The sequence below is a fragment of the Bradyrhizobium sp. ISRA442 genome (assembly GCF_038085055.1).
Taxonomy (GTDB): Bacteria; Pseudomonadota; Alphaproteobacteria; order Rhizobiales; family Xanthobacteraceae; genus Bradyrhizobium.
Map to the genome: position 1 here is coordinate 132,056 of NZ_JALGCN010000016.1, position 21,585 is coordinate 153,640.

23 protein-coding genes, 3 tRNA genes and 1 pseudogene are annotated in these 21,585 nt (G+C 64.9%); 15 read left to right on the forward strand and 12 right to left on the reverse strand.

Annotated elements, in window-relative coordinates; genetic code table 11:
• Positions 1 to 7: 7 nt before the first annotated feature.
• Positions 8 to 1,576, forward strand: a complete 1,569-nt coding sequence (locus MTR72_RS28345; RefSeq protein ID WP_341511598.1) for a S10 family peptidase — start codon at positions 8 to 10, stop codon at positions 1,574 to 1,576.
• On the opposite strand, the gene MTR72_RS28350 is transcribed toward MTR72_RS28345, so the two are convergent.
• The gene (locus tag MTR72_RS28350; RefSeq protein WP_341511599.1) at positions 1,566 to 2,951 is read right to left on the reverse strand and encodes a serine hydrolase domain-containing protein; all 1,386 of its coding nucleotides are present in this window, start codon (positions 2,949 to 2,951) and stop codon (positions 1,566 to 1,568) included. The genes MTR72_RS28345 and MTR72_RS28350 overlap by 11 nt on opposite strands.
• Positions 2,952 to 3,066: 115 nt before the next feature.
• Positions 3,067 to 3,609, reverse strand: coding sequence for a tetratricopeptide repeat protein (locus tag MTR72_RS28355; RefSeq protein WP_280970161.1), 543 nt, complete (start codon positions 3,607 to 3,609; stop codon positions 3,067 to 3,069).
• A gap of 249 nt (positions 3,610 to 3,858) precedes the next feature.
• Between MTR72_RS28355 and MTR72_RS28360 the strand changes: the two genes are divergently transcribed.
• The 4 genes from MTR72_RS28360 (at position 3,859) to MTR72_RS28375 (ending at position 6,314) form a co-directional block, all read left to right on the forward strand.
• Positions 3,859 to 4,218: a His-rich protein BRANT gene (locus MTR72_RS28360; protein ID WP_280970162.1), complete on the forward strand. Its 360-nt coding sequence runs from the start codon at positions 3,859 to 3,861 to the stop codon at positions 4,216 to 4,218.
• 213 nt (positions 4,219 to 4,431) lie between these two features.
• Complete coding sequence (locus tag MTR72_RS28365; RefSeq protein WP_280970163.1) at positions 4,432 to 4,842, forward strand: hypothetical protein; 411 nt, start codon at positions 4,432 to 4,434, stop codon at positions 4,840 to 4,842.
• Between the two features lie 288 nt (positions 4,843 to 5,130).
• The gene (locus MTR72_RS28370) at positions 5,131 to 5,841 is read left to right on the forward strand and encodes an outer membrane protein (RefSeq protein WP_280970164.1); all 711 of its coding nucleotides are present in this window, start codon (positions 5,131 to 5,133) and stop codon (positions 5,839 to 5,841) included.
• Between the two features lie 233 nt (positions 5,842 to 6,074).
• The gene (locus MTR72_RS28375; protein WP_280970165.1) at positions 6,075 to 6,314 is read left to right on the forward strand and encodes a DUF6719 family protein; all 240 of its coding nucleotides are present in this window, start codon (positions 6,075 to 6,077) and stop codon (positions 6,312 to 6,314) included.
• A 27-nt stretch (positions 6,315 to 6,341) separates the two neighbouring features.
• Here MTR72_RS28375 and MTR72_RS28380 read toward each other — a convergent pair whose 3' ends face one another.
• Positions 6,342 to 6,596 carry a hypothetical protein gene (locus MTR72_RS28380; protein ID WP_280970166.1) on the reverse strand — a complete coding sequence of 85 codons (255 nt, stop codon included), beginning with the start codon at positions 6,594 to 6,596 and terminating at the stop codon, positions 6,342 to 6,344.
• 301 nt (positions 6,597 to 6,897) lie between these two features.
• A complete protein-coding gene (locus MTR72_RS28385) occupies positions 6,898 to 7,284 on the reverse strand; it encodes a hypothetical protein (protein ID WP_280970167.1) in 387 nt (128 codons plus the stop codon).
• 120 nt (positions 7,285 to 7,404) lie between these two features.
• On the opposite strand from MTR72_RS28385, the gene MTR72_RS28390 reads away from it, so the two are divergent.
• From MTR72_RS28390 to MTR72_RS28410, 5 genes and pseudogenes are all read left to right on the forward strand, one after another.
• Positions 7,405 to 7,548, forward strand: a complete 144-nt coding sequence (locus MTR72_RS28390; RefSeq protein ID WP_280970168.1) for a hypothetical protein — start codon at positions 7,405 to 7,407, stop codon at positions 7,546 to 7,548.
• Between the two features lie 11 nt (positions 7,549 to 7,559).
• Positions 7,560 to 8,039: pseudogene (locus MTR72_RS28395) on the forward strand (methyl-accepting chemotaxis protein); the annotation flags it as partial.
• A gap of 84 nt (positions 8,040 to 8,123) precedes the next feature.
• The gene (locus tag MTR72_RS28400) at positions 8,124 to 8,843 is read left to right on the forward strand and encodes a class I SAM-dependent methyltransferase (RefSeq protein WP_341511600.1); all 720 of its coding nucleotides are present in this window, start codon (positions 8,124 to 8,126) and stop codon (positions 8,841 to 8,843) included.
• 224 nt (positions 8,844 to 9,067) lie between these two features.
• Positions 9,068 to 10,906, forward strand: a complete 1,839-nt coding sequence (locus tag MTR72_RS28405; protein WP_341511601.1) for an outer membrane protein assembly factor BamB family protein — start codon at positions 9,068 to 9,070, stop codon at positions 10,904 to 10,906.
• Positions 10,907 to 11,204: 298 nt separating this feature from the next.
• On the forward strand, positions 11,205 to 11,624 hold the full coding sequence (locus MTR72_RS28410) for a GFA family protein (RefSeq protein ID WP_341511617.1): 420 nt from the start codon (positions 11,205 to 11,207) through the stop codon (positions 11,622 to 11,624).
• A gap of 14 nt (positions 11,625 to 11,638) precedes the next feature.
• Here the strand turns inward: MTR72_RS28410 and MTR72_RS28415 are convergent.
• A tRNA-Thr gene (locus MTR72_RS28415) sits at positions 11,639 to 11,713 on the reverse strand.
• Between the two features lie 602 nt (positions 11,714 to 12,315).
• On the opposite strand from MTR72_RS28415, the gene MTR72_RS28420 reads away from it, so the two are divergent.
• Complete coding sequence (locus MTR72_RS28420) at positions 12,316 to 12,801, forward strand: hypothetical protein (RefSeq protein WP_341511602.1); 486 nt, start codon at positions 12,316 to 12,318, stop codon at positions 12,799 to 12,801.
• Between the two features lie 58 nt (positions 12,802 to 12,859).
• Positions 12,860 to 13,348 (forward strand): hypothetical protein, encoded by a 489-nt coding sequence (locus tag MTR72_RS28425; protein ID WP_341511603.1) that lies wholly within the window; start codon positions 12,860 to 12,862, stop codon positions 13,346 to 13,348.
• Positions 13,349 to 13,455: 107 nt separating this feature from the next.
• On the opposite strand, the gene rlmB is transcribed toward MTR72_RS28425, so the two are convergent.
• Positions 13,456 to 14,286, reverse strand: coding sequence for a 23S rRNA (guanosine(2251)-2'-O)-methyltransferase RlmB (gene rlmB / locus MTR72_RS28430; protein WP_341511604.1), 831 nt, complete (start codon positions 14,284 to 14,286; stop codon positions 13,456 to 13,458).
• A 211-nt stretch (positions 14,287 to 14,497) separates the two neighbouring features.
• Between rlmB and MTR72_RS28435 the strand changes: the two genes are divergently transcribed.
• Positions 14,498 to 14,583, forward strand: a tRNA-Tyr gene (locus MTR72_RS28435).
• A gap of 60 nt (positions 14,584 to 14,643) precedes the next feature.
• On the opposite strand, the gene MTR72_RS28440 is transcribed toward MTR72_RS28435, so the two are convergent.
• Both MTR72_RS28440 and MTR72_RS28445 read right to left on the reverse strand, forming a co-directional pair.
• A complete protein-coding gene (locus MTR72_RS28440; protein ID WP_341511605.1) occupies positions 14,644 to 15,675 on the reverse strand; it encodes an LLM class flavin-dependent oxidoreductase in 1,032 nt (343 codons plus the stop codon).
• 99 nt (positions 15,676 to 15,774) lie between these two features.
• Positions 15,775 to 17,832: an ATP-dependent helicase gene (locus MTR72_RS28445; RefSeq protein WP_341511606.1), complete on the reverse strand. Its 2,058-nt coding sequence runs from the start codon at positions 17,830 to 17,832 to the stop codon at positions 15,775 to 15,777.
• Positions 17,833 to 17,960: 128 nt separating this feature from the next.
• On the opposite strand from MTR72_RS28445, the gene MTR72_RS28450 reads away from it, so the two are divergent.
• A complete protein-coding gene (locus MTR72_RS28450; protein ID WP_341511607.1) occupies positions 17,961 to 18,551 on the forward strand; it encodes a TMEM175 family protein in 591 nt (196 codons plus the stop codon).
• Between the two features lie 5 nt (positions 18,552 to 18,556).
• On the opposite strand, the gene MTR72_RS28455 is transcribed toward MTR72_RS28450, so the two are convergent.
• The gene (locus tag MTR72_RS28455) at positions 18,557 to 18,943 is read right to left on the reverse strand and encodes a YciI family protein (protein WP_341511618.1); all 387 of its coding nucleotides are present in this window, start codon (positions 18,941 to 18,943) and stop codon (positions 18,557 to 18,559) included.
• A 784-nt stretch (positions 18,944 to 19,727) separates the two neighbouring features.
• Between MTR72_RS28455 and MTR72_RS28460 the strand changes: the two genes are divergently transcribed.
• A tRNA-Gly gene (locus MTR72_RS28460) sits at positions 19,728 to 19,801 on the forward strand.
• A gap of 95 nt (positions 19,802 to 19,896) precedes the next feature.
• Here the strand turns inward: MTR72_RS28460 and MTR72_RS28465 are convergent.
• The 3 genes from MTR72_RS28465 to MTR72_RS28475 form a co-directional block, all read right to left on the reverse strand.
• Complete coding sequence (locus MTR72_RS28465) at positions 19,897 to 20,226, reverse strand: GcrA family cell cycle regulator (protein WP_341511608.1); 330 nt, start codon at positions 20,224 to 20,226, stop codon at positions 19,897 to 19,899.
• Between the two features lie 171 nt (positions 20,227 to 20,397).
• Positions 20,398 to 20,733 carry a hypothetical protein gene (locus tag MTR72_RS28470; protein ID WP_341511609.1) on the reverse strand — a complete coding sequence of 112 codons (336 nt, stop codon included), beginning with the start codon at positions 20,731 to 20,733 and terminating at the stop codon, positions 20,398 to 20,400.
• Positions 20,734 to 21,012: 279 nt separating this feature from the next.
• Positions 21,013 to 21,228 carry a dodecin family protein gene (locus MTR72_RS28475; protein WP_280970254.1) on the reverse strand — a complete coding sequence of 72 codons (216 nt, stop codon included), beginning with the start codon at positions 21,226 to 21,228 and terminating at the stop codon, positions 21,013 to 21,015.
• Positions 21,229 to 21,585: the final 357 nt, after the last annotated feature.

Here is a 21,585-nt window from a genome sequence, read left to right on the forward strand (position 1 = left end):
GACGATCATGGTCATGAGTTTGCCGGCGCTGCGCCGCACGGGGCTGGTGCTGGCGTTCTCGGCTTTCGTACTTGCAGGATCTGCACATGCGGACGATCCGCCGCAGCCGCGTCCCGAGGCGACCGCGCCCGCGGGACAGAAGGGCGGCCGTGGCGGCGGTGCGCAGTCCGCAGCACAGCCTTCGCCCTCCGCCGCCGAACAGCATCGCCTTCCCGCGGATGCGACGACGAAGCAGACGCTCGAGCTGCCCGGGCGAACGCTCGCCTTCACCGCGATCGCCGGCTCGATCCGTTTGTTCGACGACAAGCGCGAGCCGCAGGCCGATATCGCCTACACCTCCTATGAGCTCGACGGCGCCGACCGCGCTACGCGCCCGGTCACCTTCCTGTTCAATGGCGGGCCCGGCGCATCCTCGGCATGGCTCCAGTTCGGCAGCGCCGGGCCGTGGCGGCTGCCGTTCGATGGCGAAGCTCTCTCGCCGTCGGCCTCGCCCGAGGTGAGGCCGAACGCGGAGACCTGGCTCGACTTCACCGATCTCGTCTTCATCGACCCCGTCGGCACCGGCTACAGCCGCTTCGCCGCGAGCGGCGAGGATGCGCGCAAACGGTTCTATTCGATCGACGGCGACGTCAATTCGATCGCGCTGGTGATCCGCCGCTGGCTCGAGAAGCATGACCGGTTGCTCTCACCGAAATACGTCGCCGGCGAAAGCTATGGCGGCATTCGCGGGCCGAAGGTCGTGCGTCAGTTGCAGCTCCAGTACGGAGTGGGCGTCAGAGGATTGATCCTGCTGTCGCCGCTGTTCGACTTCCGCGAGTTCACCGGCACGAGCCTTCTGCAATATGTCGCGACGCTGCCGAGCTATGCGGCGGTCGCGCGCGAAGCCAAGGCGCCCGTGACGCGCGCCGATCTCGCCGACGTCGAAGCCTATGCGCGCGGCGAGTTCCTGGCCGACCTCATCAAAGGCGAAGCGGACAAGGAGGCCACCAATCGTCTCGCCGACAGGGTCGCTGCCCTGACCGGCATCGACCAGGCGGTGAGCCGCAGGCTCGCGGGCCGCTTCGATGTCGGTGAATTTCGCCGCGAGTTCGACCGCAAGAACGGCAAGGTGACCGGCCGGTACGACGGATCCGTGCGCGGCTTCGATCCGTTTCCGGATTCGGGCAGCTCTCGTTTCGGCGATCCCTCCGGCGACGCGCTTCGAGCGCCGCTCACCAGCGCCGCGGTCGATGTCCTGACACGCAAGCTCAACTGGCGCCCCGACGGCTCCTATGAAGTGCTGAACGGCTCGGTCGAGCGCGCCTGGGACTTCGGTCACGGCATCACCCCGCCGCAGTCGGTGTCGGAGCTGCGCCAGATCCTTGCGACCGATCCGAAGCTCAACGTGCTGGTCGGGCACGGGCTGTTCGATCTCGCCACGCCCTATTTCGGATCGCAGAGGGTGCTCGACCAGTTGCCGGCCTTCGCGACGTCGCGGATCAAGTTCGTCGTCTATCCCGGCGGCCACATGTTCTATTCCCGCGACGGCTCGCGGCAGGCGTTTCGCGGCGAGGTCGAGGCGCTGGTCAGACAGTAGGCCGGCGTTTGCGCGGCGGATATCGGCGCGCGATCTCGCGCGCCACGACGGCCTGTGATTTGACGTTGGCACCGGCGAGCCAGATGTCGCTGACCTTGCCGCGGCCATCGCGAATGCGCCGCACCGGCTCGCCATGGCTGGCATAGCCGGCGGCCGAGGCGAGCTTGCCGGTGTCGCGGCCGGTCACCTCGATCTCGGCGGCGTCCATGAACGGGTTGTTGAACTGCGGATTGGCGACGAGCACGCGGTTGCCCATCGGCACCAGATCGGTCGCGCCCCAGATCGTCCACCAGCGGCCGGTCCAGTCGCGCACACGCCGATGAGGGGCACCACGCGTCTGGAAGGTGCGCAGGATCTGCATCGCGCCATCCATCCAGATCGGCGCCGCGCCATCGATGGAGTTGCTCAAAATGCTGATCGCGACCTCGCACCCTGGGATCGAGCAGGTGCGGGAGATGTAGCCCTGGAAGGCGCCGCCATGGCCGAACCAGTCCCAGCCGTCGGTCTTGCCGGCGTTGACGCCGAGACCGTAATAGCCCTCCAGGCTTTGCGGAATGCGCCAATGATGTCGCGTCATCTCGCGGCGGCTCGCAACCGACAGCACGCTCTTTCTGGCATTGGGCGCGAGCTGCGCGAAGAATCGTGCCGTGTCGGCTGCGGTGGCGACAAAGCCGGCGGCAGACGTCATCGCGTGGCCGGGATTGTCGCCGGGGATCACGCATCGCTCGCCCAGCGGCAGTTTTCGCGTGTGGCCGCGAGCAAACGGCGCGCTTTTCGGAAGCGGCGCGTTCGGCTCGGTCTCATGCAGGCCCGCGGCCTCGATGATCTCACGCTTGATCCAGACGGGGTAGGGCTCCCTCGTCACCGACTCGATCACGAGACCGATCAGCCCAAAACCATGATTGGAATATTTGAAGCGCGTACCGGCTTCGATCGCGGTGGGCAGTTTCAGCTCTGCGCGCAGCTCCTTCTCGTTGAGGTAGGAGCGGCTGTCGATGAACTGGCCGGAATCGGCGCCGTCTCGCGTCAGCCCGGCGCTGTGCGACAGCACCTGCGCCAGCGTCGTCTCGGCGATTCGTGGATGCAGGCCGGTGACATATTGGCCGACGGGATCGTCGAGCCGCAATCGGCGCTGCTCGCGCAGCTTCAGGATGCCGGCTGAGGTAAAACTCTTCGAATGCGAGGCGATACGGAAGCGATGGCGCGGCGTGAGCTTCTCGCCGGTGTCGAGGTTGGCGCAGCCGAAGGCATGCTCGGCGACGACCTCACCGCGATGCGTGATGGCGATGATGACGCCTGGCTGTTGCGATCCGATCAGTTGAAATTCGATCCAGGAGCCGATGTAGTCGATCGCGGATCGTAGCCACGCGTCCATTGCACACCAATTGCGAGGGAGGGAGAATTGGTGCGCGAAAGCTAGCCGAAAAAGCAGAACCGGCACAACCCCGAGGGGTGTGCCGGTTCGTTTGCCTTCCGACGTCGGGAATATCTCAGTAGACGAGCGTCGTGCCGGTCGGCTTGTCCAGCGCGGCTGCGAGCGAGCGATACTCGCTGCTGTCGGTGCCGGCGAGCGAGGCGATCTTGTTCAGATGATACTGCGCCTGTTCGCGGTTGCCTTGCTCGAGCTGCCAGAGGCCGTAATACTGCCAGGTGCGGACGTGGTTCGGATCGTCCTTCAGCGCCAGCTCGTAATAGGTCTTCGACTGCTGGTAGTCGCCGAGCTTGCGGTAGGAGTAGCCGATCAGATTGGCGACATCGGCGACGTCCTCGCGCTTGAGCGACTTCAACTGGTCGATCGCGCTCGCATAATCGTGGCGGTCATAGATCGTGGCGTAGGCGGTGCGATAGGCGGCAAGGAATTTGGGATCGCTGATAGAGGAGCTCTTCCTCTTCGACTTCTTGCTCGACGAGTCCGACTTCGGCGGCGGCGAGGGGTCGTCGCTGCCCGCGGCGTAAGCGCTCGTCAGCACCGGTCCGGCCGCCAGCGCCATCGAGACGAGTCCCGGTACCAGAAGCATTGAAAGTCTGCGCATCTATCTTCTCCCGTATGGAACGAGGCGATCCTACACGAATGCCTGCTGACGGGAACACCCGGGTCGCGAAAACATTCCCGACCGCCCGGCTCCTCGCTCCGCCGAGCAGATGACAAACTTGTCATCCAGATGAACGGAAGCCTGCGATGCGCTTCAGGATGGGTTCAGCGCGCTCCGCCTAGGCTCTTTCCTACGATCGAAGGGTCGGCGAGAGGGCGCCGCCTCAAGATCCTTCCAAAGGAGACCACCATGCTGAAGACCATTTCCGCAGCTTTGCTCGCAGCCTCCGTGATCGCAGCCCCGGCCTTCGCCGCCGAAGCAGGCAAGACCACCACCCCCGCACCTGTGATCAAAGCGGACCAGACCCAGACCAAGGTGTCGAACACCGCCGCCAAGCCAAACGCCGGCAACAAGGCCGACACGAAGAAGGCCGCTGACGTCAAGGCGGATTCCAAGGCGAAGGCGATGAACGCCAACGCCGCGATCGCGCCCGCCGAGCACAAGTCCGTGCGCACGCATCGCCATCACCACAAGCAGGTGTCGGCGAAGAAGTCGCTGAAGACGCAGCCGGATGTCACCAAGCCGGCGGACACCGACAAGCGTAGCTGACGACTGATCCCGCGAGGCGGCATCCCCCGCATTGCCCGCCGCCTCGCGCGGAGTTCAGGCCGGCCCGTTTCGTCATGGCGTCCACGCGAAAGCGTGAACGCCGTCGCGGCGGGCCGGTGTGCTGTTCTAGCCGGCCGATAAGACCAGCGAATTCCCTTAGGCCAACCTTGGCGCTAGAACATCTCCGAGTCGGATTGGTCGGAGACGTGGATTGTGGGGCGATTGGCAAAACGTGCGGCGGTCCTCGTGCTGCCGCTGGCGCTTGCGGCATGTTTTGGCAGCGAAGGTGATCGCCCGTCGCTGATCGACGCGGGGCCGCAGCCGTTTCCCGACAATATCCGCAGCGACACGCTGGCGCTCATGCGCACCTACCTGAACAATCCGGTCGGCGTCCGCGACGCCAGCATGGCCGAGCCGGTGCTGCGGGAGGTCGGCGGCCGTCCGTTCTATGTGAGTTGCCTGCACTTTACGCCGCGCGAGACCGACGGCAGCTACAAGGCGATGCGCGAGCGGGCCGTCGTCTACGTCAACGGACGGGCGGACCGCGTCTTGGAGCGCGCCAACGAGCTCTGCGCCGGCGCGGTTTACACACCCTTTCCGGAACTGGAAAAGATGACGCGATAGTGCAAAGCGCGCCTTCATCGCTACATGGTAGGACGAGAACCGCCGGAGCCGCTGGATCACATTTTGGCGAGCTTTGAACGGGTGGTTGGGCTTTGCGACAAACTGTTACGGCACTGCTTGCGCGGACGATAGAATCTGTCGGCCGCAAGGAAACGCGACGGAACAAAAAACGCATCGTTGCCGCCCCGCCATAGTAACGGACGATCAACGTTCCGGCATCGTCGCGAGGCAACCAAATTCACGCCACGTTGTTTGCTGAGGGTCGAATTTGAAAGAACGGGGATGATCATGAAGACGATTTTGCTCGGCGCGGCAGCTCTGCTCGCGCTGGCAACGCCAGTGGCGGCAGCCGACATCCCGGCGCGCACCTACACCAAGGCGCCGCCGCCGGTCACCGCACCGCAGGTAGTCTACAACTGGACTGGTTTTTACATCGGCGGCCATGTCGGCGGCGCGTTCGCCGGGGACAACAGCTTCCAGTCGAGCGACGCCCGCTTCCTGGGCGGCGTGCAGGGCGGCTTCGATTACCAGTTCGCGCCCAACTGGGTTGTGGGTGTCGAGGCCCAGTATTCCTGGCTGCCGACCAACAACAACGGCGTGCTATTCCCGGGCGGCACGCAGGTGACGTCCAACACCGACCAGATCGGCTCGGTGACCGGCCGTGTCGGCTACACTTGGGGTCCCACGCTGCTCTACGCCAAGGGTGGCTACGCCTGGCGTAACAACAACCTCGGTGTCAGCGTCGCCGGTGTGCCGCAAAGCTTTACCACCAGTGGCAACAGCAAGGACGGTTATACCGTCGGCGCCGGCCTGGAATACATGTTCGCGCCGAACTGGTCGGCCAAGGCCGAGTACCAGTACTATAACTTCGGCAGCACCACCTTCACCTCCGGCCCGGCCGACATCGCCGGCGTTCGCGGTCGGGAGGACGAGCATACCGTCAAGGTCGGCGTGAACTACCGCTTCGGCTGGGGCGGCCCGTCGGGTGCACGCTACTGATCTGCCAGCGGCAACTGCGTCTGAAAAAGGCCGGCTTTGCCGGCCTTTGGTTTGCGGGCCGCCCGTCTGGCGCGAGCCTTGCACGCGATCTTTCCGCCAAGCGACCTTTCGACGCGCGCCTTCTCACGCGCGTCATGGGGCTGCGGTAAAGCAAAAATAATTTTTGCGACTTACGGAACTCGCGCTCCGGAGCGCGTTAATATGAAAATTCCCGGGCTGGTGGGACAACGAACATGCGTATCTTGGCGTCGGTGGTGATCTCGTTCCTCGTCGCGTTGCCGTGCTCTGCGCAGACCGTCCTCAAGTCCGAACCTTTGATGCTGGCCCCCTACGAGGTGGCTTTTGTCCGGGACAGCTCCTGTCCCTCCGGCAAGGTGCTGAAGGTCACCGGCGCGATCCGCGGGCTGCATCGCCGCAAGGCCTGCGTGGCTCTGACGGGCGAGCAGGCGTCTCTGGCGACCGCGACGCCATGAGCTGCCGCTGGCCGGCCGCCGGATTCCTTACGTGTTGAACTCGAGCTCCATTCGCGATTGCTGCTCGGCGTCCGCCTTGTTTTTGGCGGGGTCTTCGCCTTGGGCGGGCCGGCAGGGCTTGATTTCGTAGTCATTGTCGAGCACCCGGCGCGGCCCGGGCCGCTCATCGTCGTTGGCCACGTCCACGACCAGCCCGCTGAGCTGTGCGAGCTTCCAGACGTCGGCTTCAGCCGGATAGACCTTGCTGATTTGGGCGTCGTTGCAGAACAGGGCGTAGGGCATTCTTCCCGCTCCAATAATGCCCATTAACGGCTTCGCCGGGGACGGGGTTCCGAACCGGCTCCTGATCACGGCGCCGTGATCGGGACATGGGTGCCTGAGTCGTAAACGAGTCCTGAATCCCGGGAAAAAGAATCCCTGGGACTCTTCGCTCGGAATCAGCGGATGCTCCCGCCCATGACGACCGACCTGAAAACCTCCTGCGGGCACATGCTCCTGCCGCTGACGCTGGCACTGTTCGGCGCCTGCGCGGCCAATCTCGTCCTGGTGTGGTCGTGGCTGTGACCGGCTGAGGCGCCGCGTCTCACTTTCTGACCGGCGGGCGAGGTGGGACGTCGCGCATGGCCGCGCGGAGCTTGCTCAGGGTGGCCGCACAATATTCCTCGCGTTCGCGTTCGAACCGCTCCTGATGCCTGCGGAAATTGGCGATGCGGGCCTGCATTTCGCTCCGGAAATCGCCGCTCGTCCGCGGTGGCGGCGTGACCTCGAGGGGCTGGGGCGGCAGGACAGGCGGTGGCGGCTCGATCTCGGGTGCGGCCACCGGCGGCTGGACGGAGACGATTTCGGTGGGAACGGGCGGCGCAACCGCCGGCGCGTCCGGCCGGCGGAGCCCAGCCGCCTTGCCGGTCACTGATTGGACGAAGGCCATTGTCTGCGCGATCAGGGCGTCGCGCTCCGCGATCCACTTCATGATCCACCTCAGCGAAGCCATTCCAGCAAAGCGGCTGTGACGAATCAAGCTCGTTCGGAAGGGATTGCATATTTTTCCCTATAGCCTGACACTATGCGAATGGTTGCTCAGGACGAACAGTTGGACGAAGCGCTGGGTTTGAGGCTCGTGCGTGCCTTCCTCTCGCTACCGCCCGAGAAGCGGGCCAAGGTGATCGCGTTCGTCGAGGCCTTGGTGCGCGCCCACGGCCGGCCCGAGGATGGCAAGGAAGTGTCTCCAACCTGAAGCGTTTCGCTCGCGCGGGCACCGCCACCGAGCGGGTCAGCGAGCTCTCGGTCGCGGCGACACGGATCGGCGACGTCGTCAAGCTGATCAATACGATCGCCGGCCAGACCAATCTGCTCGCGCTCAACGCCATGGTCGAGGCCGCGCGCGCCGGTGAGGCCGGCCGCGGCTTCGCGGTCGTCGCGTCCGAGGTGAAGACGCTCGCCGAGCAGACGGCGAAGGCGACCGGCGAAATCAGCCAGCAGATTGCCGGCATCCAGAATGCGACCCAGGACTCCGTGAACGCAATCCGGGACATCTCCGCGACGATCGAGCGGTTGTCCGAAGTTCGCGCGGCGGCGTTTCTCCGCCGCATTTCGGCCTATCGCGCCAGCAGAACACCAAGCGCGAGTGCGAACAGCACGGCCGTCATTACGACGGCCGCGACCGCGCCGGCGGCGATCCTGGCTTTCTCTCGGGCGGTGGCAGGGCGCATGCGACGCGCACGTTAGCTCATGTTGAACTTCGATCCAACGTGTGGTTAGTGGCCGTCCCCGCGATGCAAGCGGCCATCATCCATGTCCGAAGGTCGATCCATGAGCGACGATGTCAGCGACGGCTGGGCCGATTCCGCGTCTGCATGGATCCTGGAGCAGGGTGAGGATGGCGACTACGGCCGCCGCTTCGTGCTGGACGCGCCGATGCGGGCGCGGATCGAGGGACGCGGCTTCGGCCGCGCGCTTGATGTCGGCTGCGGTGAGGGGCGCTTCTGCCGCATCATGCAGCGCGCCGGCATCGCCACTACCGGCATCGATCCGACCGAGGCGCTGCTCGCCCGCGCCAGGCAGATGGACCCGCATGGCGACTATCGTCAGGGGCGCGCCGAGACGATGGATGTCGATGCATCCTTCGATCTGGTCGCCAGCTATCTCAGTCTGATCGACATGCCGGATCTCAGGCCTGCGATCGCGAACATGGTGGCGGCGCTGCGCCCGGGCGGCACACTCCTGATCGCCAACCTGACGAGCTTCAACACCGCAGGTCAGCCGGACGGCTGGACGCGCGACGGCGAGGGCGTCCAGCGCTTCTCGATCGATCACTACATGGACGAACGGCCGATCTGGGTCGCCTGGCGCGGCATCCGGGTCCAGAACTGGCACCGTCCGCTCAGCACTTATATGACGCTGCTGCTCGATCACGGCCTCCAGTTGCGCCTGTTCACTGAGCCCGAGCCTACCGGCGGCGCGCCCGACCAAGTCGCCCGCCATCGCCGCGTGCCGTACTTCCACATCATGGAGTGGCAGAAGCCGGTTTGAGTGACGCGATTGCGGCAAACGAGCGTTGCGAGGAGGACGGAGGCGGCCGGTGCGACAAGAGTCTAGGGCTCTGACGGCTGGATGAACTGCCCGGTGAGAGCGGCATTGCGAAGGCCGTGTGACAAGGGCGGGCGGATCGCCCGTTGCTTCAATGATCGGCCTCGCGTTAAACTTTAGGTCGTGTGAAGCGGGCTCGCATTGCGGTGACGATGTCGGAGCAGGTCATGAGACTGATCGCTGTCGTGGCTGCCCTGCTGATCTGGTGTTGCGCGCCGGCGCGCGCGCAACAGGAAGGCGCGGCCCTCTACGCGAGGCATTGCGCGCAATGTCACGATGCCGCTGACCCCCAGAGTCGTGTGCCGGCGCGGAGCGCGATGCAGGCGATGTCGTTCGAGCACGTGCTGGGGACGCTTGCGACCGGCAGCATGGCAACAATCGCGAAGGAGCGCAGCGACGACGAGCGCCGCGCGATTGCCGCCTTCGTCACCGGCAAGGCCGCAACGAACAGTGCCGCGGCCAATGCGCAAGGCCGCTGCACGCAGCAGACCAGCGGCTTTCCGCAGGCGCTCGACGGTCCGCGCTGGAACGGCTGGGGCGTCGATGCCAGCAACAGCCGCTTCCAGCCGGCGGAGATGGCGGGCCTCACCGCCGAGCAGGTGCCGCGCCTGCGGCTGAGATGGGCCTATGCCTTTCCCGGAGCTTCGCTGTCCTTTGCGCCGCCGACGGTCGTTGGTGGACTCCTGTTCATCGGTGGCACCGATCGCAAGGTGCATGCGCTCGACGCGAAGAGCGGCTGCACGCTGTGGACCTTTGCGACCGATGCCGCGGTGCGCGCCGCCATCAGCTTCGCGCCGATCGCAGGCACGGATCAGTTCGCGATCTTCTTCGGCGATCTCAAGGCCAACGCCTATGCCGTGAATGCCCTGACCGGCGCACAGATCTGGAAGGTGAAGGTCGAGGAGCATCCGGCAGCCCGGATCACGGGCGCGCCGACGCTTCATTCGGGCGTGCTCTATGTCCCGGTGTCCTCGATCGAGGAGGTGGCCGGATCGCAGCCGAGCTACGAATGCTGCACCTTCCGCGGCAGCGTGGTGGCGCTTGACGCTGCGACCGGCAAGACGGTGTGGCAGGCCTATACAATCCCCGAGGTGCCGCATCCGACCGAGAAGAATACCAGAGGCACGCAGCTCTATGGACCGTCCGGCGCTTCGGTCTGGTCAGCACCGACGATCGATGCGAAGCGCAACGTCGTCTATATCGCGACCAGCAATGCCTACTCGAACCCGCCTGCAACGACCGCCGATGCGATCCTCGCTCTCGATCTTGCGACGGGAAAGCTGCTCTGGAAGCAGCAGGCGACGCCGAAGGACGCCTACGTCGTAGCCTGCTACAGTGCCGACAAGACCAACTGTCCCGAGGATCACGGCCCCGACCACGATTTTGGCCAGTCGCCGATCCTGGTCAGCTTACAGGACGGCAAGCGCATGCTCGTGATCGCGCAAAAGTCCGGCGTCGTGCACGCGCTCGATCCCGATGATGGCGGCAAGATCCTGTGGCAGACGCGGATCGGGAAGGGCGGCGCGCTCGGCGGCAGCGAATGGGGCTCGGCCGCCGACGGGGCTCGCATCTATGTCGCCAACTCCGACGTGCGCTTCCTTCGCGATGGCACGCGGCGCCTCGACGCCACGCAGGGTGGTGGCCTGTTCGGACTCGATCTCGCCAGCGGCAAGATCGCGATGGAGGTGCCGCCGGTCCCTTGCGGCGATCGTGCGCAATGCAGCCCCGCGCTCTCGGCCGCCGTCAGCGTGATCCCCGGCGTCGTGTTCTCCGGCAGCGTCAGCGGTTTCCTGCGCGCCTACGCAACGGGCGACGGCAAGCTGCTGTGGGAATTCGACACCGCGCAAGACTACACCGCCGTGAACGGCGCCCCCGCCCACGGCGGCGCGATCGACGGCCCCGGTCCGGTCGTCGCTGATGGCATGCTCTACAGCAATTCCGGCTACGGCCAGTGGAGCGGCGTCCCCGGCAACGTGCTGCTGGCGTTCGATGTGGGGAAGGAGTGAAGGCGAGGGGCGCGATTGTATTGGGGGCAGGGAAGCACACTGCTGCAACGTTCTCGTCATTGCGAGCGCAGCGAAGCAATCCAGAATCCTTCCGCGGACGCATTTCTGGATTGCTTCGCTGCGCTCGCAATGACGGAGTGTCGTGATAGCCCTCATCCGGAGGAGCGCGGCACGCGCGTCTCGAAGGATGAAGGCCCGCCTGGTTGCCTCGCCCCTTCGAGACGCCGCTACGCGATTCCTCGGGATGAGGATCGGCTGCGCTTACCCGCGCTACAAGACAGGAGGGGAAGTATCTCCGATGATAAATGCCAGATGCAGTTGCGGCGCTGTCGTGCTGTCGCTTCCGGGGCGATCCAGCCAGGTCGTTGCCTGTCACTGCATTGAGTGCCAGCGCCGGACCGGCGCGCCGTTTGGCGTAGGTGCCTTTTATTCCGTTGACCTCATCACGATCTCAGGAGCCCCAAAAGAATACGTGCGCGCCGCCGCAAGCGGCGGCATGGTCCGCTCCTATTTTTGTCCCGACTGCGGCTCAACGGTCTATTGGAAGGCCGACAACATGCCTGCGATGATCGGAGTTGCCGTCGGAGCAATGGCGGACACAGAATATCCGGCGCCCTTCAAATCGGTCTTCGAGCAGTCGAAACATCGCTGGGTCGAAATCAATGCCGCTGCCGTTGAGCGCTTCCAACAAAGCAGCGTGCCGAAGAATTCAAACTGACGCGCACCAAGCGCTGGTGCCGGCTGAGGGGATTGAACCCCCGACCTTCGGTTTACAAAACCGCTGCTCTACCGCTGAGCTAAGCCGGCTAGGCTGATGAAGCGGGGCGGGGCCCGACAATGCGCCGGAGCTGTCCGCCCGCCCGCGCGTCGCAATACCAGAGTTGGCCGGAAAGTGCCAGAACCCGCGCGGACATGAAACAGGCGGCCTTTGGGCCGCCTGTTTCATGTCGCGCTCAACCTAGACTGGCTTACTGGCAGCGATGCCGGAGCCCGTCATCGCCCTTGAAGTAGGTGCCGGGCGTGCAGACGAAACCGTTGCGCTGGGCGTAGGTGCGGGTATCCCAGCCGCGATAGCCAGTTTCAGGCTCGTCATGGCATTTGCTCCACGGATCTGGGACCGTTGCTAAGCGTGGCCGCGACGGAGTCGTTCCGCGGTTTCGCGGGAGCAGGGTCACATCGACATGATCCCGCAGGGGATGTGCTTTTGTGCCATGCAACCCGGCTGGTTCGGGCAGACTGGCGTGGCGCGTGGGCCCGTGCGCGGCGTTAACGCTTCGATACTGCGCTCGCTGGCATTTGCGCGACGCGCAATCCTTGCGCGTTAGGCTTACCGGAATTTGGCCGAACGGCCTTAACACTCTCTGCGCGGCGATCGGATAGGTTGCGGGCCGATAAATCGGGGCCCCTTCATGCGCGTTTTGGCGCTCGCAGCCTTTCTGATCGGATTGCCCGCGACGGCGCTTGCCGGCGAAGGCTTCGACGTCGTCATTCCCGGCCGTCCCGGTGTGCCCATCATCATCAACGGCATCGACGCGTCCTATGCCGTCGTCGAAGGGACCTGGGGCCTCGGCAAGAACGTCCAGGTGCAGCCGACGATCTATGGCGGACGCTATATCGGCGAGCGGCAGCCCTCCGACGTCGGCCATTACTATCCGACTCTGGGCTTGCGGCCGGGCTATGGCCGCCTCGAGGTCGAGCCGCCCGCCAATCGCAAGCTGCCGCGGCCGGCAGAGAGCTATCACCAGAGCTGGGGTGCGCAGTCCGCGCCACTACCGCCGCAGATGGATATTCCTGCTGATCCGCCGCCGGTGATCCTCGCACCGGAGATCAACGTCAATCCGCAGCACCGTCGACTTTCGCCTCACGCGGAAGGGCCCGGCAGGCCACTGAGGTAACGACCCAAGCAAACAAAGAACGTCAAATCCAACGAACGAAAATCGACAGGAGAGAGTAATGCGTCAAATGATTTCCGGACTGGTCGCGGCGGCTGCCGTGATGATTGCGGGGGCCGCGCCCGCCATGGCCTGCGGCTTTGCGACCTGCGCACCGGTTGCGCCGGTCTATACCGGCTGCAACACCGGCTGCGGTGGCTGGGGCTATGGCGCCGGCTTTGGCGGCTGGGGCTTTGAGTACCTCGCCGAGCCGATCACGCAGTACTACTACGTCAATCAGGGCCCGACCTATACCGGCCCCGGCGCGTTCGCGCCGTATCCGACCTATCGTGAGGACGCGGTGGTCGCGCCGGCCAACTACGGTTACGGCTATGGCTATCGCGCCGCTGCCTATCCCTACCAGCGTCCGTACTACCGTCCGTATCGCTACGGCTACGGTCCGCGCTACGGCTATCTGCCGCGCGTGCACTACGGCTACGGCCCGCGCTATGGCTATCGCCGCGCGCCGTACTACTACGGCGGCCACCGCGTGCTGCGTCGCTATTACTGATCGCTCAATCGGTTGACTTAGCGAAACGCCCGTCCGCGTGATGCGGACGGGCGTTTTGTCTTTCGTGCGGAACGGGGCGAGGGAGAGCACCTTTGTGGTGGCGCAACTTACCCCTTCATCAATCCCAGCCGGCTCGCACCGACATAGAGCGAGAGCACGGCGGCGTTGGAGACGTTGAGGCTCTTGATCTCGCCGGGCATGTCGAGCCGCGCCACGACGCTGCAGGTTTCGCGCGTCAACTGCCGCAGGCCCTTGCCTTCCGCGCCCAGCACGAGCGCGAGCGGCTCGCGCAAGGCGACCTCGCTGAGGTCCACGCTGCCCTGGCTGTCGAGGCCCACGGTCTGGAAGCCACGCTCGTTCAGCGCCGTGAGGGCGCGCGCGAGGTTTTGCACCGTGACCATCGGCACAAGCTCCAGCGCGCCGGAGGCGGCCTTCGCCATCACGCCGGTCGCTTCCGGACTGTGGCGCGCGGTGGTGACGATCGCCTTCACCGCGAAGGCCGCGGCCGAGCGCAGGATCGCGCCGACATTATGGGGATCGGTGATCTGGTCGAGCACCAGCACCATGCCTTCCTGTTTCAATGTCTCGATGTCAGGCGAGGGCAGGGGATCTGCCTCCGCCAAAAGGCCCTGGTGCACGGCATCGGGCGACAGCAGGCGGTCGATTTCCTGGGGCCGGACGATCTCGGGCGCCACGCGGGTCTCGATGTTTTCTTCCGCGAGCCGCCGGGCGGCGTTCTCGGTCAGCGTCAGCTTGCGGATCCGCCGGCGGGGGTTTTGCAGCGCCATGGTGACGGTGTGCCAGCCATAGAGAATGACCGGACCGTCGGGGTGCGAATCGCGGTCGCGCCAGGTCGGCCGGGGAGACGATTTACCCGGTCTGTTGAAGGGCTTAGCCCCGCCGCGGGGACCCTTGGGGACGAATTTTCGATCCTTCATGGGCTCGCTTGTGTCACGGGTTCCGGAATATGGCAATTTGGCCGTCCATCGGTGCGATTTTAGCTGTTCGCCTCGGTTGACTTTGCCCCACCGCATCGCCCATAAACGCGCCCGGCCGTTGCCCCGATACCGGGTTGTCCGCGGTCTTCACGTCTCCATGGCCGTATTCGGTCCGCCGGCAAGGTCCGGCCCGATTGTGCTGCCGTCGAGCGGGGGAGTGTCCCGAGTGGCAAAGGGAGCTGACTGTAAATCAGCCGCCTCATGGCTTCGAAGGTTCGAGTCCTTCCTCCCCCACCATCCTGCTTCGCGCTAACGCGCTACGCAGGATTGCAGCCCGCCAAAGCGAGAAAAGCGCTACTACCCCATCATCTCTCTGACCATCGGCACCACCTTGCTCCCGTAGAGCTCGATGCTCCGCATCAGCTTGTCGTGTGGCAAGGGACCCGCCGAATATTTCAACTGAAAGCGCGCGATGCCGAGGGCCTTTGCGGTCGCGGCGATCTTGCGCGCGACGGTCTCGGGCGAGCCGACATAGAGCGAGCCGTGCTCGGCCTCACTCACGAACTCGTCGCGCCCCATCGGCGGCCAGCCACGTTCCCTGCCGATGCGGTCGCGCATGGCCTTGTAATCGGGCCACAGCTCCTCGCGCGCCTGCGCATCGGTTTCGGCGACATAGCCGGGCGAATGCACGCCGATCGGTTTTGCCGGGCGGCCGAATTCCTTGAAGGCGCGGTGATAGAGATCGACATAAGGTGCAAAGCGCGCGGGATCGCCGCCGATGATCGCCAGCATCAGGGGCAGGTCATAATGTGCGGCGCGCACCACTGATTGCGGGCTGCCGCCGACGCCGATCCAGGTCTTGAGCTCGCCATTCTCGACCGGCGGATAGACGAGCTGGTCCCTCAGGGGCGGACGCAGCTTGCCTTCCCAGCTCACCGGTTTCTGCGACAACAGCGCGGCGAACAGGTCGAGCTTCTCCTCGAACAGCTCTTCATAGCGACGCAGGTCGAAGCCGAACAGCGGAAAGGATTCGGTGAACGAGCCGCGGCCGAGGATCACCTCGGCGCGCCCGCCTGAGAGCGCGTCCAACGTCGCAAAGCGCTGGAAGACGCGAATGGGATCGTCCGAGCTCAAGACCGTCACGGCCGAGCCGAGATGAATGCGCTTGGTGCGCGACGCGATCGCGGCCAGCACGGTTTCGGGCGAGGAGATCGCGAAGTCGCCGCGGTGATGCTCGCCAAGGCCAATGAAGTCGAGGCCGAGCTCGTCGGCCAGCACCGCCTCGTCGACGACGTTGCGGATCACCTGCGCATGCGCATGCATGGCGCCGGAGGCGTCCTTGGTGACGTCGCCAAAGGTATCCAGTCCGAATTCTAGCGGTGCGGTCATCGATCAGGTCTCTGCGGGGAGGATCGCCGAGACTTAAGGGATGACCGCGACGTCACAAGGCCGCGTTTTGGAAATGCTCGGTTTCCGTTCTTTCGACGGCTACCGCCACATCCCCCGCATCCGCGCGCCGATGTCGATCTTCGGGCCTTGCGCGGCGGCGCGCGCTTGGCCTGTGGCAGCGCGCGGCCAGGCGGTGCGCTCGAACAGCGGGACCAGCGACTCCGGGATGAAGCGGGTGCGCGAGGCGTAGACGTGGCGGTCGCCCTTGGCGGCCTGGCCGTGGGTGAAGAAGCGCTGCGGCATGACGAGGTGCAGATCGTCCTTGGCACGCGTCATCGCGACGTAGAGCAGGCGGCGCTCCTCCTCGAGCTCGGCGCTGGTGCCGGCGCCGAGATCGGAGGGCATGCAGCCGTCGACGACGTTGAGCACGAACACCGATTTCCACTCCTGGCCCTTGGCGGAGTGGATGGTGGAGAGGATCAGATAGTCCTCGTCGCGCAGGGGCGGGCCGGATTTGTCACTGGTCGCATCCGGCGGATCGAGCGTGAGCTCGGTCAAAAATTTTTCGCGCGAGACATAGCCGCTCGCGATCTGCTCGAGCTGCATGAGGTCGGCGCGGCGGGTCTCGGAATCCTCGTGGATGCGGTCGAGATGCGGCTCGTACCAGAGCCGCACGCGTTCGAGATCAGCCGGCCATTCCGAATAGCGCAGGTTTTCGACGGTGCGGACGAAGTCGGTCCAGTCCTCACCGGTGCGCGGCGGCACAGGAAGCTGGCCGAGCGCGTGCAGCGGGTCGGTGCTCTCCGCCATCTGGTCGAGCACGCGCTGCGCGGTCGCCGGCCCCACGCCCGGGAGCAGATGCAGGATGCGGAAGCCCGCGACGCGGTCGCGCGGATTTTCGGCAAAGCGCAGCAGCGCCAGCACGTCCTTGACGTGCGCGGCATCGAGGAATTTCAGCCCGCCGAACTTGACGAAGGGAATGTTGCGGCGGGTCAGCTCGATCTCCAGCGGACCGGAGTGCGAGGAGGTGCGGAACAGGACCGCCTGATGCTTGAGCAGTGCGCCTTGCTCGCGGTTGGCCAGCACCTCTTCGACGATGTAGCGGGCCTGGTCGGCCTCGTCGTGCACGGTCACGAGCTGCGGCTTCTGCGCGGAGGTGCGGTCGGTCCAGAGATTCTTGGTGAAGCGCTCGCGGGCGAGGCCAATGACGCCGTTGGCCGCCGACAGCACCGCCTGCGTCGAGCGGTAGTTGCGGTCGAGCGTGATCATTTCCGCGCGGGGTGAGAAGCTCTGTGGAAACTCCAGGATGTTGCGTACGGTCGCCGCGCGGAACGAATAGATCGACTGCGCGTCGTCGCCGACGACGGTGAGCCCGCGGCCATCGGGCTTCAGCGCCAGCAGGATCGAGGATTGCAGGCGGTTGGTGTCCTGATATTCGTCGACCAGGACGTGATCGAAGCGGCCGCCGATTTCTTCGGCGATCAGCGCATCGCTCATCATCTGCGACCAGTAGAGCAGCAGGTCGTCGTAGTCGAGCACGTGCTGGGCCTGCTTGGCCTCGACATAGGCTGCGAACAGGCCTTTCAGCTCGGTGGCCCAGCCGGCGCACCAGGGATAGTGCTGGCCGAGCACCTTCTCGATCTCCATCTCCGCGTTGACGCAGCGGGAATAGATCGACAGGCACGTGCCCTTGGCCGGAAAGCGGCTCTCGGTCTTCGACAGGCCGCGCTCGTGCCGGACCAGGTTCATCAGGTCGGCGGAATCCTCGCGATCGTGGATAGTGAAGGCGGGATCGACGCCGATGCGTTCGGCATATTCGCGCAGCAGCCGCGCGCCGATGCCGTGGAAGGTGCCGGCCCAGGTCAACGCGTCGCGCATGATCGCGGCGTTGTTCTCGCCCAGCACCTTTCGGGCGATGCGCTCGACGCGGCCGGCCATCTCGGCCGCGGCCCGGCGGGAGAACGTCATCAGCAGGATGCGGCGCGGATCGGCACCGGCGACGATCAGATGCGCGACGCGGTGGGCGAGCGTATTGGTCTTGCCGGAGCCCGCGCCGGCGATGACGAGCAGGGGGCCGCCCACGGTCGCGCCATCGGCCACGCCATGCTCGACGGCGCGGCGCTGCTCCGCATTGAGCGTGTCCAGATATGTCGCCACGAATCGCCCCGGTGAAAGCGTCAGACTCGGCGATCCCAACGCGAATCGCAATGCGGCTGGACGGAACCGGAATTAGGACCTAGGGACAAGGTAGGCAGAAGTTCCAGTCCCGAAAAACGCGTGCCGGCATGACCGAGCTCAAGCCCGACCAGTTCGAGATGCGGCGGCTGGAGTCGCTCAGCAACACCATTTTCGGTGTCGCCATGACGCTATTGGCCTATGACCTGCCCAAGGCCGCGGTGTTCGCTAGCGCCCCTGACTGGAGCGATCTCGCCCAGGCCTATTCCGGCAAGCTCGCCGGCTTTGTGCTCAGCTTCATCATCGCCGGCGTGTTCTGGATCAGCCACCAGCGGCGGCTCGCGCGCCAGCCCATCGGCAGCCGCGGCGTGGTGATCCTCAACCTGTTCTTCCTGCTCTCGATCGTGCTGCTGCCGGTGACCAACGGCCTCTACACCAATTACGGCATGAGCAGCGCGGTCGCCGTGCTCTACGGCCTGAACCTGACCGCGATCGCAGGCTTCAATGTCGGGCTGTGGTGGACGATTTTGGGCGGCTGGCACCGCGAAATCATGGCCTCGCTGTTTCCGCTGCTGGTGTTCATGCCGGGCACGGCGGTTGCGGCGGTCGCGCCGCGGGCCGCGCAGTTCGTGTGGCTCATCGCCTTCGGCGGGCTGCTGATCCAGCGCTTCTACTCCGCGCCGGCGGACAAGGGGCCATAGCCGGCTCACCCGTCGGCCGCTGTCGCGCCAAACCCGTCTGCGGGAAGGAAAAGCTTGATCGGGCGGATCTCGTAGACCGCGCTCGGATTGGCCTTGCGCAGCTCGCGCGCCGCGGCGATCGCGCCGTCCTCGCTGTCGAATTCCATAATGTAGAAGCCGAGAAGCTGCTCCTTGGTCTCAGCGAAGGGCCCGTCGAGCACGAGTCCCGCGCCGGGCCCGCGCAGGGTGCGGGCCTTGCGGGTTTCATCGAGCCGGGCGGCCGGCCCGAAATGGCCCTTGGCCCGCAACGGCTCCTGGACGGTCTTCAAATTGGTCATGACGGTCGCGTCCTCTTCCGGCGTCCAGGACAGGACCTCGTCTTCCACGTGATAGGCCAGGATGGCGTAGAGCATCGTCACCTCGTCTGTTTTGGCTGCGCGCGGTTCAAAGGACGTATCACCGCGGCCGCTGCCGACAATCCCAATGCATAAAAAATTGCGTCGGGGGCTTGCGGCGAAACCGTCCCGAAACCCGATTGCGGCCTTACGCGGTGAACGCCGCCGGAAGCGGTCGCGACTGATGACCACAAAGAACACAGGTCAATGCTGGAGGCGGCAATGTCGGGTCAGACCATCAGGATCATCTGCGACGCGCGGCGGGCGGGACAATCGCAGCCTGCCGATTTGCACGACCAGACCGGCCATCACCGCTACTACGGCAGCTCCGCCGAAAAATAGCGGCGAGCGCATCGTCGAAAGCCGCAGGGGAAAGCGCCCGCGCGGGCAGAACGTCTGCGGCTTCTAGACCTTCGCGACGCGCCGACGCACCACATGAGCGCCTTACAAATATCGATCGCCGCGCCGCCGTTCGGCTGCGCATCCCTTCAAAAAGAAAAGGCGCGGCGGGCAAGTAGCCCGTCGCGCCCGATTTCTTGTCTCGCTGGTCCAGGGCTGAGACCGCCCCGTGGCCAAGCTTCTCGTCAAAGCTCAGCGGGCGATCCCAGCGAGGTGACAGCGCTTGAGATAAGACACTGGATCACCTCCTTTCGTTGGTTTCGGGAGACACAGATATAGACGGCGAGGGCGCCCCTGTTAAGGGGCGGCCGGTCGGGGCGGGAACAAGCCCTGTTCGCAACACCGGAAAGCCGCCTTGAGGGCAGTTGAGACCGCCGCCCGACCGTGTTAGGGAGCGACTTGCGCGGGTGTAGCTCAATGGTAGAGCAGCAGCCTTCCAAGCTGAATACGAGGGTTCGATTCCCTTCACCCGCTCCAATCATTTCGGGCGCTTGGCGCGTTCTCAGGTTTCCATTGGGACAAGCAGGCTGCGCCGTGCCGACGCGGAGCGCAACGACGGTCGCGTTGAGCTCTTAGCCGGTGTTCCTGACCGCCTCGGCTAGAATGGCGTAAAGCTGCCGCTTGCTGAATTCCTGAGGCTGCTGCTTCTCTGCTGTGTTACGCGACACCTTCTTTGCCACTGGGCGGGCACAGGCGGCCGACGACGCCGGCCTCAGCTTCGGGGCCGGCCTTATCTTGGGTCTTGCTGTTGGTGGCTTGTGGCCACGCTTCAGGCCCAAACGGGTGAGCATGCCGCAGACCGCGTTGCGGCTACACCCGAGACGGCGCGCGATCTGCGCCGCGCTCTGTCCTGCGGCCCAGAGCCCTTTGAGCCGTGCTACGTCTTTCGCATCCCAACCCATGGGAGATATTATAGCGCGGATTGCCAGACACGGGCCAGTCTAGTCTTCGTCCGGCTCGCGCACGACCGCCGGGTCGTCGGCGTCATCGAATATGCCTGACGAAGGACTGCGGATGCCCAGGGCACGATCGCTCCAACGCGACGGCGCGTCGGCATCAGCAGGGGGCGGCCCTCACGCAACTGGCGGCGTCTGCGAAGAGCCTATGCTCGGGGACGCATCACGTTCTATGTTCATCAAAACTTCGCCGGTAATGATTTCGGGATCGCCAAGATTGAGGTCAAGCAGGCTTGCTTGAACAAACTCCAGCACTTTAGCGTTTGCTGCAGTGGCGCTTTCGCAGTCCTCGAATATCATCACGGCGACACCAACGCCGTGGCCCCCATCCAGCACATAGTAAGATCTAAATCCGGGTGATTGCCTCAGGATCTGACCGAGCCCGCTCTTGGCGCGGCGAGCAGCGTCCGCAACCGAACGAACCTTGGTATATTTGCGAATGACCATGTACATGAGGCCACCACGCGTCGCAGTTTCCGGCCTCACGCATCAAAGCATATCGGGCCCCTGCTGGACTAGGGCCTACTTCCAGGGGGCGTCATGGCGCTGGGGGACGGCTGGTGTCCCGGACCGGTTCGGTTGCGGGGCGTTGACGAGAACTCGCGGGGAGAGCAGGTCGTGGCGCAAAGCGGGCTCTCTCCAAATCGTGGTGTCGTTTGGTTGGCGGGCCGCTAGACGCGCCTTTCTCGAATGAGCCATCCTCGCCCCGCAAGCGGGGCGAGGTGCCGAGGCTCAGGAGCCCTCGAACTTGAACGATACGTTGAGCTTGGCGCGATAGGCCTCTACTTTTCCTTTGGCATCCAGTTGCATATCGAGTTTGACGACCTCTGCAACGCGAAGATCTCGGAGAGATTTTGCAGCTTGCTCGACCGCATTGGCGGCGGCCTTCTCCCAGGAGTCGTTGCTGGTACCGACCAGTTCAATGACCTTGTAGACGCTATCAGGCATGTCGTCCTCCTGTTCGGTATGAAGCAGGAAGCAGGTGCTCCCTGCCGTTGTGGAAGCTAGCATCAGATATCGGCGCTGATACGACGCGATACGGTCTCAGGGACATCGCCGGAGCCAGGAAGGGGCAGACTGCATTTGGCGGGGAAGGTGCCCCGCGGCCCTTAGCCGAAATCTGACCGGACATCGGGTCGGGTCTGTCAGTGACGCATAACCGACCAATGGGACGTCACCCGCGGCAGCCGGGCTCTGAGGGCAAGCTGAGGAGACTTTTGAACCTCCGGTTCGCCGCATCGACCTATGTCTTGAGTCATTCGTGCACCGCCGTGAGTGGGTATCGTTTCGCCGGGAGGAGACGAT